The organism is Pseudomonas gorinensis, from assembly GCF_042015035.1.
GTDB classification, from domain to species: Bacteria; Pseudomonadota; Gammaproteobacteria; order Pseudomonadales; family Pseudomonadaceae; genus Aquipseudomonas; species Aquipseudomonas gorinensis.
Genome location: NZ_CP167125.1, coordinates 350,049 through 363,349 on the forward strand (window position 1 = coordinate 350,049; position 13,301 = coordinate 363,349).

At 61.3% G+C, this 13,301-nt stretch carries 15 protein-coding genes; 9 read left to right on the forward strand and 6 right to left on the reverse strand.

Features of this window, described 5'->3' with window-relative positions; all coding sequences use genetic code 11:
• Positions 1–104 precede the first annotated feature (104 nt).
• Both choX and betC read right to left on the reverse strand, forming a co-directional pair.
• Positions 105–1,019 carry a choline ABC transporter substrate-binding protein gene (gene choX / locus AB7933_RS01565; RefSeq protein ID WP_024072578.1) on the reverse strand — a complete coding sequence of 305 codons (915 nt, stop codon included), beginning with the start codon at positions 1,017–1,019 and terminating at the stop codon, positions 105–107.
• Between the two features lie 14 nt (positions 1,020–1,033).
• Entirely contained in the window at positions 1,034–2,551 is a 1,518-nt protein-coding gene (gene betC, locus AB7933_RS01570) for a choline-sulfatase (protein WP_024072579.1), read from the reverse strand.
• A gap of 103 nt (positions 2,552–2,654) precedes the next feature.
• Between betC and AB7933_RS01575 the strand changes: the two genes are divergently transcribed.
• The 6 genes from AB7933_RS01575 to AB7933_RS01600 all read left to right on the forward strand — a co-directional run bounded on the left by AB7933_RS01575 (position 2,655) and on the right by AB7933_RS01600 (position 8,429).
• The gene (locus AB7933_RS01575; protein WP_024072580.1) at positions 2,655–3,605 is read left to right on the forward strand and encodes a choline sulfate utilization transcriptional regulator; all 951 of its coding nucleotides are present in this window, start codon (positions 2,655–2,657) and stop codon (positions 3,603–3,605) included.
• Between the two features lie 31 nt (positions 3,606–3,636).
• The gene (locus AB7933_RS01580) at positions 3,637–3,963 is read left to right on the forward strand and encodes a DOPA 4,5-dioxygenase family protein (protein ID WP_041161068.1); all 327 of its coding nucleotides are present in this window, start codon (positions 3,637–3,639) and stop codon (positions 3,961–3,963) included.
• A 177-nt stretch (positions 3,964–4,140) separates the two neighbouring features.
• A complete protein-coding gene (locus AB7933_RS01585) occupies positions 4,141–5,106 on the forward strand; it encodes a 2-dehydro-3-deoxygalactonokinase (RefSeq protein ID WP_024072582.1) in 966 nt (321 codons plus the stop codon).
• Position 5,107: 1 nt separating this feature from the next.
• Entirely contained in the window at positions 5,108–5,728 is a 621-nt protein-coding gene (locus AB7933_RS01590; RefSeq protein ID WP_024072583.1) for a 2-dehydro-3-deoxy-6-phosphogalactonate aldolase, read from the forward strand.
• Between the two features lie 60 nt (positions 5,729–5,788).
• The gene (dgoD, locus tag AB7933_RS01595; protein WP_010565827.1) at positions 5,789–6,937 is read left to right on the forward strand and encodes a galactonate dehydratase; all 1,149 of its coding nucleotides are present in this window, start codon (positions 5,789–5,791) and stop codon (positions 6,935–6,937) included.
• Positions 6,938–7,124: 187 nt separating this feature from the next.
• Positions 7,125–8,429, forward strand: coding sequence for an MFS transporter (locus AB7933_RS01600; RefSeq protein WP_024072584.1), 1,305 nt, complete (start codon positions 7,125–7,127; stop codon positions 8,427–8,429).
• A gap of 159 nt (positions 8,430–8,588) precedes the next feature.
• On the opposite strand, the gene AB7933_RS01605 is transcribed toward AB7933_RS01600, so the two are convergent.
• The 3 genes from AB7933_RS01605 to trpB form a co-directional block, all read right to left on the reverse strand.
• Entirely contained in the window at positions 8,589–9,029 is a 441-nt protein-coding gene (locus AB7933_RS01605; RefSeq protein ID WP_024072585.1) for an anti-virulence regulator CigR family protein, read from the reverse strand.
• Between the two features lie 136 nt (positions 9,030–9,165).
• Positions 9,166–9,975: a tryptophan synthase subunit alpha gene (gene trpA / locus AB7933_RS01610; RefSeq protein ID WP_024072586.1), complete on the reverse strand. Its 810-nt coding sequence runs from the start codon at positions 9,973–9,975 to the stop codon at positions 9,166–9,168.
• A complete protein-coding gene (gene trpB / locus AB7933_RS01615) occupies positions 9,976–11,202 on the reverse strand; it encodes a tryptophan synthase subunit beta (protein WP_024072587.1) in 1,227 nt (408 codons plus the stop codon).
• A 110-nt stretch (positions 11,203–11,312) separates the two neighbouring features.
• On the opposite strand from trpB, the gene AB7933_RS01620 reads away from it, so the two are divergent.
• The gene (locus AB7933_RS01620) at positions 11,313–12,209 is read left to right on the forward strand and encodes a LysR family transcriptional regulator (protein ID WP_024072588.1); all 897 of its coding nucleotides are present in this window, start codon (positions 11,313–11,315) and stop codon (positions 12,207–12,209) included.
• A gap of 8 nt (positions 12,210–12,217) precedes the next feature.
• Here AB7933_RS01620 and AB7933_RS01625 read toward each other — a convergent pair whose 3' ends face one another.
• Positions 12,218–12,544, reverse strand: coding sequence for a DUF883 family protein (locus AB7933_RS01625; RefSeq protein WP_003170746.1), 327 nt, complete (start codon positions 12,542–12,544; stop codon positions 12,218–12,220).
• 156 nt (positions 12,545–12,700) lie between these two features.
• Here AB7933_RS01625 and AB7933_RS01630 point away from each other — a divergent pair, with 156 nt between their 5' ends.
• Together AB7933_RS01630 and AB7933_RS01635 are read left to right on the forward strand one after the other, a co-directional pair.
• Entirely contained in the window at positions 12,701–12,916 is a 216-nt protein-coding gene (locus AB7933_RS01630; protein ID WP_003214895.1) for a dodecin, read from the forward strand.
• A 115-nt stretch (positions 12,917–13,031) separates the two neighbouring features.
• Positions 13,032–13,253, forward strand: coding sequence for a DUF1161 domain-containing protein (locus AB7933_RS01635; RefSeq protein WP_024072589.1), 222 nt, complete (start codon positions 13,032–13,034; stop codon positions 13,251–13,253).
• The last annotated feature ends 48 nt before the right edge of the window (positions 13,254–13,301 follow it).

A 13,301-nucleotide genomic window follows, 5' to 3' on the forward strand; every position in this document is an offset into this window, starting at 1 on the left:
CAACAAGCCCGACCACCACAACAAGCTCGTTTGCCACAGAAAGTCAGCTTGTCAGAGCAAGCAAGCCTGTCACGGGACCCCTCTCCAAAGGGCGGAGGTGTCATCTAGAGTTTGGCTTTTACCGCTGGCAACGCATCCTGGCCATCTACGGTTTTCACGCCATCGAGCCACTTTTCCAGCACTGCCGGGTTGGTCTTGAGCCACGTCTTCGCCGCATCCGCGTTGCTGACCTTGTTGTTGACTACCTCAGCCATGATGCTGTTCTCCATCTCCTGGGTGAAACTCAGGTTGGTCAGCAGCTTTCCAACATTCGGGCAGGCTTGTGCATATCCTTTACGGGTCAGGGTATACACGCTGCCGGTGTCACCGAAGTATTTCTCGCCGCCTTTGAGGTAGTGCATTTTCAACTGCACGTTCATCGGGTGTGGTGTCCAGCCGAGGAAGGTGACGAAGCGTTGTTTCTTCACGGCCCGTGACACTTCGGCGAGCATTGCCTGTTCGCTGGACTCGATCAGCTTCCACTGGCCCAGCTCGAAGTCATTCTTCTTGATGATTTCCTGCAACGAGATATTGGCCGGCGCACCGGAGCCGATCCCGTAGATCTTCTTGTCGAACTTGTCGGCAAATTTGTTCAGGTCGGCAAAGTCATGCACCCCGGCGTCCCACACATAGTCCGGCACGGCGAGGGTGAACTCGGTACCGTCGAGGTTTTTCGCCAGTTGCACCACCTCGCCATTGGCCACGAACTTGTCATAGAAGCCCTGCTGCGCCGGCATCCAGTTACCCAGGAACACATCCACCTGGCCGTCCTTGAGCCCGCCAAAGGTAATCGGCACTGCCAGGGTGTCGACCTTGACCTTGTAGCCCATGCCGTTCAACAGAAAACCAGTGATGGCATTGGTGGCGGCAATGTCGCTCCAGCCCGGATCGGCCATTTTTACCGTGTCACAGCTGGTGTCCGCATACGCATTGGCGCTACTCAGCACCAACATGCCCACTACCGCAGTCAACTTTTGCATGGCCTTCCCTCTGTCTATTTATTGGTTTGGCAGGGTTGTGGATAACGTGCCTTGCGCTCCAGGTCATCGAGGTCGATATGGTTGCGCATGTATTGCTGACTGGCGTCGACCAGTGGCTGGTGATCCCAGCTCTTCAGCTTGCCTTGGGTCAGCGCCTCGAACACCAGGCGACGACGGCGTTGGCTGGCGAGCACCTGCTGGTGGATCGCCGGGATGTCCCATTTGGCCCGCGCTTCACTCAAAAACGCCTCGAACAGTGGTCGGTGTTCCGGTGACTGGCTGAGGTCTTCCCGCTCGTGCGGGTCGTTTTGCACATCGAACAGTAAGCACGGGTCGTCTTCGCTGTAGATGAATTTGTACGCGCCACGGCGAATCATCATCAGCGGGCTGATGGTGCCTTCGGCCATGTATTCGCCGAACACTTCGTCATGCCCGCCCTTGCCCTGTAAGTGCGGGACCAGTGAGCGGCCATCCAGCGGCAAGCGCGCGTCCAGTTCGCCACCGGCCAGTTCCACCAGGGTTGGCAGCAGGTCGGCGGTGGAGACAGCCTGGGTCACGCGACCCGCCGCGAACTGCCCCGGTGCACTGACCAGCAGCGGCACGCGCGCGGCCATTTCAAACCAGTGCATTTTGTACCAGAGGCCGCGCTCGCCGAGCATGTCGCCATGGTCGCCGGAGAAGACGATGATCGTATCGTCGGCCAGCCCGGTGTCTTCCAGGGTTTGCAGGAGCTTGCCGACATTGCTGTCGATGTAGCTGCATGCGCCGAAATAAGCACGGCGCGCGTCGCGGATCTTGTCTACCGGCAGCGGCTTGTCCCACAGGTCGTAGACCTTGAGCAGGCGTTGGGAGTGCGGGTCGAGATCGGCCTGGGCGGGCGTCGCAGGCAAAGGGATGTCGCTGTCGTCGTACAGGTCCCAGAACGGCTTGGGAATGGTGTACGGGTCGTGAGGATGGGTCATCGACACGGTCAGGCAAAACGGCTGGTCACCGGCCTCGCGGATATGGTCGAACAGGTACTGCTGGGCCTTGAACACCACCTCTTCATCGAAATCCAGCTGGTTGGTACGCACACACGGGCCGGCTTGCAGCACCGATGACATGTTGTGGTACCAGGTGGGTCGTACGTCGGGTTCGTCCCAGTTCACCGCCCAGCCATAGTCGGCCGGGTAGATGTCGCTGGTCAGGCGCTCTTCGTAGCCGTGCAACTGGTCCGGGCCGCAGAAATGCATCTTGCCCGACAACGCGGTGCGGTAGCCCAGGCGACGCAGGTAGTGGGCGTAGGTCGGCACATCGGCGGGAAAATCGGCCGCGTTGTCATAGGCGCCAATCTTGCTCGGCAACTGGCCGCTGACCAGGGTAAAGCGCGACGGTGCACACAGCGGGCTGTTGCAATAGGCGGCGTCGAACACCACGCCTTGCGCCGCGAGGCGGCTCAGGTTCGGCAGTTTGATCGGGGAAGATCCGTAGAACGGAAGCAGCGGCGCGGCCATTTGATCGGCCATGATGAAAAGAATGTTCTTGCGCTTCATGGGTCTTCGGCATTCCATAGGCGGTGTTTATGCGAATGAGCATGCAGCCCATGCAGAATGGGGTAAAGCCCATGAAAGGCAATGTCTAGGATAAGCACAGCTTATGTATGAAGCCCTCGGCGATGTATCCCTCGACCTGCTGCGTGCGTTCGAGGCGGCGGCGCGCCATCGCAGCTTTACTGCTGCCGCGGTAGAGCTGGGCACTACCCAGCCCGCCATCAGCCAACAGATCAAGCGTCTCGAAGAACAACTGGCGATCCGCCTGTTTGATCGCATCTACCGTGGCATCGAACTGACCGATGCCGGCGCCCTGCTGTTCGAGCATGTGCAAGGCGGTTTGCAAGCCATCAATCACGGCCTGAGCGTGATCACCCAGCAGGACCAGCATGAAGTGCTGCAAGTGGCCACCGACTTCGCCTTCGCCGCCTACTGGCTGATGCCGCGCCTGCATCGCTTCCACGCGGCCAACCCCCAGGTGGATGTGAGCCTGGTCACCAGTGAGCGCAACCATGCGACCCTGCGTAGCGACATCGACGTGGCAGTGTTATTCGGCGATGGCCGTTTCAAGCAGGGCGACAGCCTGTGGCTGTTCAACGAAGAAGTGTTCCCCGTGTGCAGCCCGCAGTGGCTCAGGGACCAGGCCACGCCATTGACGGTGCAGAATTTGCCGGACTATCCCCTGCTGCACCTGCGCCAGGAAAACAACAGCCAATGGTTCGACTGGAGCGGCGTGTTTCGCGAGCTGGGCATTACCCGCGCTCCGACCCCTGGCCAATTGCGCTTTGATAACTACACCCTGCTGATCCAGGCGGCGATTGCTGGCCAGGGAGTAGCCATCGGCTGGCGTCACCTGGTCGATAACCTGCTGGAACAGAAGTGGCTGTGCCGGCCGATCAGCGACACGGTGATCTCGCGCTTCGGCTATTACGTGGTGCAACCCCAGCGCAAACGACGGGGCCAATTGGTGGAACGTTTTGTCGACTGGTTGCTGGCGGAACAGGCGAGCAGCGCACAGTCGTTGACCGGGCTGGCCCTGCCGTCGATTGCGGTCTAGGATTTGCCGCACATTGGACGCGGATTTCGCCATGCAACGTATCAAGGGCTACCACGCCCATGTCTACTTCGACGCCAGCACCCTTGACCAGGCGCGCCAGTTCTGTGAGGACGCCGCCAGGCTGTTCCCGCTGCACATGGGCCGTGTGCATGAGCGGCCGGTCGGCCCGCACCCGGACTGGAGCTGCCAACTGGCGTTCGACCCGGAATACATCGGTGTGGTGCTGCCGTGGCTGGCGCTCAATCGCAATGGCCTGGTGGTGTTCCTGCACCCGGACACCGGCAATGACCTGAAGGACCACACCGACTACGCGATCTGGATGGGCGCGATGCGCGAGCTGGATCTGTCGGGTTTTTAACTTCCCTTCCCCGATAAACCGATTTCTTCCTGCTTGTTACCAGGCGCGGAAGTCTCGGGATTCACATTGCCTTGTCTCACTATATGGGACTGATATTTATATATTGAGATATTCGCCAGCATAGGTTTATATTCGCCCATCTGCTTTTTTCAGCACCCACTCATTTCAGGTGAAGCGATGCAGGCGCAATTGATCGCGCTCGACTGGGGGACCAGCTCCCTTCGTGCTTATAAACTTGGCCCGGCTGGCGTCGTGCTCGAACAGCGCTCGCTGGCGTTCGGGATCATGCACTTGCCTGTTGAGCCACGGGACATCGCTGGCACACGCTGCAGCAATGGCTTCGAGTTGGCGTTCGATGCCGCCTGCGGTGATTGGCTTGATGCTCAACCGACCCTTGCGGTCATTGCCTGTGGCATGGTCGGCAGCGCCCAGGGCTGGAGCGAGGCGGCCTATCGCAATACCCCTGTCGATGTCGCCAGCCTGGGCCAGGCATTGCACCGCGTACGCAGCCTGCGCGGTGTCGACGTGTATATCGTGCCCGGCGTTATCGAACAGGTCGGCTTGCCCAATGTGATGCGCGGCGAAGAAACCCAGGTGCTGGGCGTGCTGCAAAACCTGCGGGCCGGTGGTGAGTTATTGATCGGCCTGCCCGGCAGCCATTCCAAATGGGTCGAGGTCGCCGACGGCTGCATCACCCACTTCGACACCTTCATGACCGGCGAGCTGTTCGCGGTGCTGAGCAAGCACAGCATTCTCGGCCGCACCCAGAAGACCCCCGAGCATTTCCAGGCCGACGCCTTCGACCGAGGCGTGCAGGTTGCGCGCTCGTCGGACGGTCAGCGCGGGGTGCTGTCGACCTTGTTCAGTGCACGCACCCTGGGGCTGACCGCTGAACTCGGCGCCGAGCAGCAACCCGATTACCTCTCCGGCCTGCTGATCGGTCATGAACTCGCTGGCTTGCCGGCTGGCGCCAAACACACGCCGATCATCCTGGTCGGTGCCGCGCCACTCTGTGCCCGCTATCAACGCGCCCTCGCGCTCTGCGACTTCGCCCACGTCAGCCTGGCGCAGGAAGCCACCGAGCGCGGCCTATGGCAACTGGCGCTGGCGGCCGGGCTCATTCAACCTGCCCTGGAGGCCTGACATGCTCAAGCAAGCACTTGCACACAACGGTTTGATCGCCATCCTGCGCGGCCTGCGCCCAGACGAAGCCGAGGCGGTCGGCCAGGTGCTGTACGAGGCCGGGTTCCGGGTAATCGAAGTTCCGCTCAACTCACCCGACCCTTACACCAGCATCCGCACCCTGCGCGACAGCCTGCCCGACGATTGCCTGATCGGCGCCGGCACCGTGTTGACGCCCGAGCAGGTCGAGCAGGTCAAGGCCGCCGGCGGCCAGGTGATCGTGATGCCGCACAGCGATGCCAAGGTGTTGCGCGCCGCGAAAGCCGCGGGCCTGTACCTGTCGCCCGGCGTTGCCACCCCGACCGAGGCGTTTGCCGCGCTGGCCGAAGGTGCGGATGTGTTGAAGCTGTTCCCGGCCGAGCAAATGGGGCCGGCGGTGATCAAGGCGTGGCTGGCGGTCTTGCCGGCGGGCACGCTGTTGCTGCCGGTAGGTGGCGTGACCCCGGACAACATGCAGGTGTATTTCGACGCAGGCGCCAGGGGCTTTGGCCTCGGCTCGGGGTTGTTCAAGCCGGGCATGTCCGTGGACCAGGTGGCGAGCAGTGCCCAAGCCTATGTCGCGGCCTGGAACGCGCTGAATTGATGCCCTGAACTGATCGCAAGCTTTGCGCCTTGGCGCTGCATCGACAAGAGAGATAAGAAGATGAAAATCACCAAACTGACGACCTTTATCGTTCCACCGCGCTGGTGCTTCCTCAAGATTGAAACCGACCAAGGCGTGACCGGCTGGGGTGAACCCGTGGTCGAAGGCCGCGCCCACACCGTGGCGGCGGCGGTCGAGGAACTGTCCGATTACCTGATCGGCAAGGACCCACGCAATATCGAAGACATCTGGACCGTGCTCTACCGCGGCGGCTTCTATCGCGGCGGCGCCGTGCACATGAGCGCCTTGGCCGGCATCGATCAGGCGCTGTGGGACATCAAGGGCAAAGCCCTGGGGGTGTCGGTCAGCGACCTGCTGGGCGGTCAGGTGCGCGACAAGATCCGCGTGTATTCATGGATCGGCGGCGATCGCCCCGCCGACACCGCCCGCGCCGCCAAAGAAGCCGTGGCCCGTGGCTTCACTGCGGTGAAAATGAACGGCACCGAAGAATTGCAGTTCGTCGACAGCTTTGAAAAGGTCGACCTGGCCCTGGCCAACGTCGCCGCCGTGCGCGATGCCGTGGGCCCTAACGTGGGCATTGGCGTCGACTTCCATGGCCGCGTGCACAAGCCCATGGCCAAGGTGCTGATGAAGGAACTGGACCCGTACAAACTGATGTTTATCGAAGAGCCGGTGCTCAGCGAAAACTATGAAGCGCTGAAAGAACTCGCACCGCTGACCAGCACGCCGATTGCCCTGGGCGAGCGCCTGTTCTCGCGTTGGGACTTCAAGCGTGTGCTCAGCGAAGGCTATGTCGACATCATCCAGCCGGACGCTTCCCATGCCGGCGGTATTACCGAAACCCGCAAGATCGCCAACATGGCCGAAGCCTACGACGTGGCCCTGGCCCTGCACTGCCCGTTGGGCCCGATTGCCCTCGCGGCGTGCCTGCAACTGGACGCGGTTTGCTACAACGCGTTTATCCAGGAGCAGAGCCTGGGCATTCACTACAACGAGAGCAACGACCTGCTTGACTACGTGCGCGATCCGGGCGTGTTCGACTATGACCAGGGCTTCGTGAAGATCCCCAACGGGCCGGGCCTGGGCATCGAGATCAACGAGGAATACGTGATCGAGCGCGCGGCCATCGGCCACCGCTGGCGCAACCCGATCTGGCGTCATGCCGATGGCAGCTTTGCCGAGTGGTAACAGCCTCTGACTGAATCAATGCGGTCAAAAAATGTGGGAGGGGGCTTGCCCCCGATAGCGGTGTGTCAGCTAGCACATCCATAGCAGGCAGACTGCAATCGGGGGCAAGCCCCCTCCCACATGTTGATCCGATTTCTTCAGTCAGCTCAGTTTCAGTCCTCAATAAACATAAGAAGAGGCAACCCCCATGCACCCTGAATCCTTCACCGGGCAGGCTTCTTTAGTCACGCCTACCAGAAAGCGTTTTTTCATCATGGTGCTGCTGTTTATCACCGTGGTGATCAACTACCTCGACCGCAGCAACCTGTCGATTGCCGCCCCGGCGTTGACCAGCGAGCTGGGCATCGACCCGGTGCATGTCGGGTTGATTTTCTCCGCGTTCGGCTGGACTTACGCCGCCATGCAGATCCCCGGCGGCTGGTTGGTCGACCGGGTGCCGCCGCGCATTCTCTACACGGCGGCCCTGCTGCTGTGGTCGATTGCCACCGTGATGCTGGGCTTCGCCGCCAGCTTTATCGCGCTGTTCGTCCTGCGCATGGCGGTGGGTGCCCTGGAAGCCCCGGCGTATCCCATCAACAGCCGCGTGGTCACTACCTGGTTTCCTGAGCGTGAGCGGGCCACTGCGATTGGCGTCTATACCTCCGGGCAATTTGTCGGGCTGGCGTTCCTCACGCCGGTATTGGCCTGGCTGCAGCACGCATTCGGCTGGCATATGGTGTTTGTAGCCACCGGTGGCGTGGGCATTCTGTGGGCGCTGGTTTGGTACGCGGTGTATCGCGAGCCTAAGGATTTTAAAGGCGCCAACGTGGCCGAGATCGAGCTGATCCGTGAAGGCGGCGGTTTGGTGGATATGCAGGCGAAAGCGGTCAAGGCACCGTTCAGTTGGGTCGACCTGGGGATTGTGCTGAGCAAGCGCAAACTCTGGGGCATCTACCTCGGCCAGTTCTGCCTGAACTCCACGTTGTGGTTCTTCCTGACCTGGTTCCCGACCTACCTGGTGAAATATCGCGGCATGGACTTCATCAAGTCCGGCCTGCTCGCGTCGTTGCCATTCCTGGCGGCGTTCGTGGGTGTGCTGTGTTCCGGGATTTTTTCCGACTGGCTGATTCGCCGGGGGGCGTCGGTAGGGTTTGCACGCAAATTGCCGATCATTGGCGGGCTGCTGATTTCCACGGCGATCATTGGCGCCAACTATGTGGATTCGACGGCGTGGGTGATTGCGTTCCTGGCGGTGGCGTTCTTTGGCAATGGCTTGGCGTCGATTACCTGGTCGCTGGTGTCGACCCTGGCACCTGCGCGCTTGTTGGGGCTGACCGGTGGAGTATTTAACTTCATCGGCAACCTGGCGGCGATTGCCACACCGATCGTGATTGGCTTCCTGGCCAGCGGCGATTCGTTTGCACCGGCGATTACCTACATTGCGGTGCTGGCGTTGCTTGGGGCACTTTCCTACATATTGCTCGTAGGCAAAGTCGAACGCATCGAGCTTTAACACAACCGTTTAACTGTAGGAGCGAGGGGGACGCCTAGTTCTTGCTCGCGAAAAACGTCCTGACGACGCGCTCATCCAGAATGCCCGCGTTATCGTTGACGATCTTCGCGAGCAAGAACTAGGCGTCCCCCTCGCTCCTACAGTGGGCTGTGGAAAGGCTTAGTTGAGCACACCGTCCAGAATCTCGTAGACGATGCCTGTCCCTACGGCAATCAGCACCACATCCGGCCCCGAACGGCGCCATTCATAACCTGGGTAGACCGGCAGGCGTGCCAGGGCGCGGTTGTCCAGGCGTTCGCCGTAGTACCCACGGGGTAGCGGCTGACCGCGTACCAGGCGCACGTTGGGCGGTGGCGGCGCGCCCCGGGAGAACTGGCCGTGGTTGTCATGGATGATCTGGCGCACGGGGCCGAAGTCCCGGGGCGGGCCGCCACGTCGATCGTCCGGTGGGCCCCGATGGTCATCGCCACGCTGCTCGTGCTGGCCTTGCGGGCCGCCACGGTCGTCATCGCGCTGGTCGGGCGGTGCGGCGTGCACCAGGGCGCTGGCGCCAAGCACCAGCACACCAAGACCGGCAATCACGGATTTAGGCATTTTCATCGGGTATTCCTCAGGGCACACATACAAAAAAAGGGATCTCGAACGAGGTTCGAAATCCCTTGGTCTTGCTGTTTAGGCCGTGATTGCGCGCGTTGATTCCTCTGTATCAGGAACTTTACCTCTGGCTACATGGCGTTTACTTACGGGCGTTACGGACACCTTCCGACAGCGCCGCGCACAGGCTCAATACCCCATCGATCGCTTGTTGATCGTTGCTGGCGTTGGCGATGTGATCGATCAGGGCTGAGCCCACCACTACACCATCGGCCAGGCGCGCGATGGCCGCGGCTTGTTCCGGCGTGCGGATACCAAAACCGATGCTGATCGGCAGGTCGGTATGCCGACGCAGGCGGGTCACGGCTTCTTCGACGTGTTCCAGCGTGGCGGCGCCAGCCCCCGTCACACCGGCCACGGACACGTAGTACACAAAGCCGGAGCTGCCGTTGAGAACGGTGGGCAGGCGCACGTCGTCGGTGGTCGGCGTGGTCAGGCGGATAAAGTCGATGCCTGCTGCCTGAGCCGGGTCGCACAGCTCACCGTTATGCTCAGGCGGCATGTCGACCACGATCAGGCCGTCCACACCGGCTTCCTTGGCGTCGGCAATAAACTTCGGCACCCCATATTTGTGGATCGGGTTGAAGTAACCCATCAGCACCAGCGGAGTGTCGTGGTTGTCTTTACGGAACTCACGCACCATCTGCAGGGTTTTCACCAGATTCTGCTTGGCCTCAAGTGCACGGATGTTGGCCAGTTGGATGGCGGGGCCGTCGGCCATCGGGTCGGTGAACGGCATGCCCAGTTCGATGACATCGGCACCGGCAGCCGGCAAACCCTTGAGAATCGCCAGGGAGGTGTCATAACCCGGGTCGCCAGCGGTGACGAAGGTCACCAAGGCGGCGCGGTTTTGTTCCTTGAGTTGCGCAAAGCGAGTGTGCAGGCGGCTCATTTAGTGTTTCTCCTGCTGGGACTGTTCCATGTGGTGCATCACGGTCTGCATGTCTTTGTCGCCACGGCCGGACAGGTTGACCACCATCAGGTGATCCTTGGGCAGGGTTGGCGCACGCTTGAACACTTCGGCCAGGGCGTGGGCGCTTTCCAGGGCGGGGATGATCCCTTCCAGGCGGCAGCATTTGTGGAAGGCGTCGAGCGCTTCGTGGTCGGTCACCGAGGTGTACTGGACGCGGCCGATGTCGTGCAACCAGGCGTGTTCAGGGCCGATGCCGGGGTAGTCGAGGCCGGCGGAAATCGAGTGGGCGTCGATGATCTGGCCGTCGTCGTCCTGCAACAGGAACGTGCGGTTGCCGTGCAGCACGCCCGGTACGCCGCCGTTGAGGCTGGCGGCATGCATGCCGGTTTCGATGCCGTGGCCGGCCGCTTCGACGCCGATGATTTCGACGCTGGTGTCATCCAGGAAGGGGTGGAACAGGCCCATCGCGTTGGAGCCGCCACCGATGCATGCCACCAGGCTGTCGGGCAGGCGGCCTTCCTGGGCTTGCAGTTGGGTACGGGTTTCCTTGCCTATCACGGCCTGGAAATCACGCACCATCGCCGGGTAGGGGTGCGGGCCGGCCACGGTGCCGATCAGGTAGAAGGTGTCGTCGACGTTGGTGACCCAGTCGCGCAGGGCTTCGTTCATCGCGTCTTTCAGGGTGCCGGTGCCGGCGACCACCGGGATCACCTCAGCGCCCAGCAGTTTCATGCGGAACACGTTGGCCTGCTGGCGCTCGATGTCGGTAGTGCCCATGTAGATCACGCATTGCAGGCCGAAGCGCGCGGCCACGGTGGCGGTGGCCACGCCGTGCATGCCGGCGCCGGTCTCGGCGATGATGCGTTTCTTGCCCATGCGCCGCGCCAGCAGGATCTGGCCAATGCAGTTGTTGATCTTGTGCGCGCCGGTGTGGTTCAGCTCTTCGCGCTTGAGGTAGATCTTGGCGCCGCCGCAGAACTCAGTCAGGCGCTCGGCGAAGTACAGCGGGCTTGGACGGCCCACGTAGTCGCGCTGGAAGTAGGCCAATTCCTCATTGAACGCCGGATCAATCTTGGCCGCTTCGTATTCGCGGGCCAGGTCGAGGATCAACGGCATCAGGGTTTCGGCCACGTAGCGGCCGCCGAATGCGCCGAACAGGCCATTGGCGTCGGGGCCGTTGCGCAGATCGGTCTGGGACTGAGTCATGGGGCGCTCCTGGAAAGAAGGTGTGTAAGAAACAATGACGGCCACTCTACCCCTGACGCCTGACGCTGAAAACCGATAAGATCGACGCAACCTGTCAGGAAAACTCACAGATGAGCCGAGACCTTCCCCCCCTTAATGCCTTGCGCGCATTCGAAGCCACTGCCCGCCTCAACAGCGTCAGCCAGGCAGCCGAGCAGTTGCATGTGACCCACGGTGCGGTCAGCCGTCAGCTGAAAGTGCTGGAGGAACATTTGGGTGTCAGCCTGTTCGTCAAGGATGGACGCGGCCTCAAACTCACAGATGCCGGTGTTCGCCTGCGGGATGCGAGTGCCGAGGCGTTCGAGCGGTTGCGGGATGTGTGCGCCGAACTCACGCAAAGCAGCGCCGATGCCCCGTTCGTGCTCGGCTGTTCCGGCAGTTTGCTGGCGCGCTGGTTCATTCCTCGCTTGGGCCGTTTGAATGCCGACCTGCCCGACTTGCGCCTGCATTTGTCGGCCGGCGAAGGCGATCTCGACCCGCGGCGGCCCGGGCTGGACGCCCTATTGGTATTTGCCGAGCCACCGTGGCCGGCGGATATGCAGGTGTATGAGCTGGCCAGCGAGCGCATCGGCCCGGTAATGAGCCCGCGTTTCGCCGGTTACGAGCGCTTGCGCCAAGCGCCCGCCTCGGCGCTGTGCGGTGAAGCACTGTTGCACACCACCTCGCGCCCGCAAGCCTGGCCGAGTTGGGCGCAGCAGTACGGCATCGAGCCAGGAGCATTGAAGCTCGGGCAAGGGTTTGAGCATTTGTATTATTTGCTGGAGGCGGCAGTGGCTGGGCTGGGGGTGGCGATTGCGCCGCAACCGCTGGTGGCAGAGGACCTGCGAGCGGGTCGCCTGGTAGCGCCGTGGGGGTTCAGTGAAACCCCGGCGCACCTGGCATTGTGGCTGCCCAAGCGCGCCGCAGACGGGCGCGCTCGGCAGCTGGCGCAGTGGCTCAAGGCTGAGCTGTTGCGCCAACCGGGCTAGCCGGCGTATCAGTCACCGCGCTTGCACAGCAGGTAAGCCGCCAGCAGGCCCAGTGCGCCAACGGCAACGCCGGCGGTGGTCCATGGGTGCTCTTGTGCGTAGTCGCGGGTGGCGACACCGGTTTCGCGGATTTTGACTTTGCTTTCTTCGTAGGCGTCGCTGATCAGGTGGCGCGAGTGCTTAAGGGCATTCTCGGCGTTGCTTTTCAGGGCCTTCAGGGTTTTGCGCGACTCATCGGACGCATCATCCTTGAGGCTCTCAAGGGACTTGAGCAGGCTCGAAATCTCGGCTTCCATGCTTTCCAGCGACGCTTTGCGTAAAGAAGTGTTGGCCATGTGGACTCTCCTGAAGTGATTGAGTGGCGTGTGTAGATACCGACTGCGCCGGTTTCAGAAAGTGCAGTAAATCTGAACTTTCAGGCCGTAATGGTCGCCAGAAGCAGTATGAACATTGACTGCTAGGCTTTATTGACCATTCTCAGGAGAAACCCCATGTCTGATCACCACACCTACAAGAAAGTCGAATTGGTCGGCTCGTCGACCACCAGCATCGAAGATGCGATCAACAACGCCCTGGCCGAAGCCAGCAAGAGCATCAAGCACTTGGAGTGGTTCGAGGTGACGGAAACCCGTGGCCATATCAAGGACGGCAAGGCCGCGCACTTCCAGGTGACGCTGAAGGTGGGGTTCCGAATTGCCAGTAGTTGATCGAGTCGGTTGAACTTGCCGGCTGGCCGATTGCCATAACCTGCGCTACAAACAATGGGGGCCGATGCGACAAGCATCGGCATGCTCTTTTCGATCAGCGCAAGGAAAGTAACGGATGAAGAAGTTCCTGTTGGCGGTAGGTTTGTTGAGCATGGCGGGCACAGCCCTGGCGGCGGGCAAGCCTTGTGAAGAGCTGAAAAGCGAGATTGCAGCAAAGTTGGATGCGAAAGGCGTTCAGCATTATTCGCTGGAAGTGGTGGATAAAGGCGCCTCGTCCGAAAAAGTGGTCGGCACCTGCGAAGGTGGCACCAAGGAAATCGTCTACAAGCGCGGTTAATCCCGTGCTCCGGACATAAAAAACCGACGCAGGTGCGTCGGTTTTTTT

What these genes read in the sequence shown, in the direction of transcription:
- AB7933_RS01605 (WP_024072585.1), bottom strand. Translation starts at nt 9,029, where the DNA reads ATGAAAATGCCTAAATCCGTGATTGCCGGTCTTGGTGTGCTGGTGCTT.
- AB7933_RS01600 (WP_024072584.1), top strand. Translation starts at nt 7,125, where the DNA reads ATGCACCCTGAATCCTTCACCGGGCAGGCTTCTTTAGTCACGCCTACC.
- AB7933_RS01585 (WP_024072582.1), top strand. Translation starts at nt 4,141, where the DNA reads ATGCAGGCGCAATTGATCGCGCTCGACTGGGGGACCAGCTCCCTTCGT.
- AB7933_RS01620 (WP_024072588.1), top strand. Translation starts at nt 11,313, where the DNA reads ATGAGCCGAGACCTTCCCCCCCTTAATGCCTTGCGCGCATTCGAAGCC.
- AB7933_RS01635 (WP_024072589.1), top strand. Translation starts at nt 13,032, where the DNA reads ATGAAGAAGTTCCTGTTGGCGGTAGGTTTGTTGAGCATGGCGGGCACA.
- betC (WP_024072579.1), bottom strand. Translation starts at nt 2,551, where the DNA reads ATGAAGCGCAAGAACATTCTTTTCATCATGGCCGATCAAATGGCCGCG.
- AB7933_RS01590 (WP_024072583.1), top strand. Translation starts at nt 5,108, where the DNA reads ATGCTCAAGCAAGCACTTGCACACAACGGTTTGATCGCCATCCTGCGC.
- AB7933_RS01630 (WP_003214895.1), top strand. Translation starts at nt 12,701, where the DNA reads ATGTCTGATCACCACACCTACAAGAAAGTCGAATTGGTCGGCTCGTCG.
- AB7933_RS01580 (WP_041161068.1), top strand. Translation starts at nt 3,637, where the DNA reads ATGCAACGTATCAAGGGCTACCACGCCCATGTCTACTTCGACGCCAGC.
- AB7933_RS01625 (WP_003170746.1), bottom strand. Translation starts at nt 12,544, where the DNA reads ATGGCCAACACTTCTTTACGCAAAGCGTCGCTGGAAAGCATGGAAGCC.
- trpA (WP_024072586.1), bottom strand. Translation starts at nt 9,975, where the DNA reads ATGAGCCGCCTGCACACTCGCTTTGCGCAACTCAAGGAACAAAACCGC.
- trpB (WP_024072587.1), bottom strand. Translation starts at nt 11,202, where the DNA reads ATGACTCAGTCCCAGACCGATCTGCGCAACGGCCCCGACGCCAATGGC.
- AB7933_RS01575 (WP_024072580.1), top strand. Translation starts at nt 2,655, where the DNA reads ATGTATGAAGCCCTCGGCGATGTATCCCTCGACCTGCTGCGTGCGTTC.
- dgoD (WP_010565827.1), top strand. Translation starts at nt 5,789, where the DNA reads ATGAAAATCACCAAACTGACGACCTTTATCGTTCCACCGCGCTGGTGC.
- choX (WP_024072578.1), bottom strand. Translation starts at nt 1,019, where the DNA reads ATGCAAAAGTTGACTGCGGTAGTGGGCATGTTGGTGCTGAGTAGCGCC.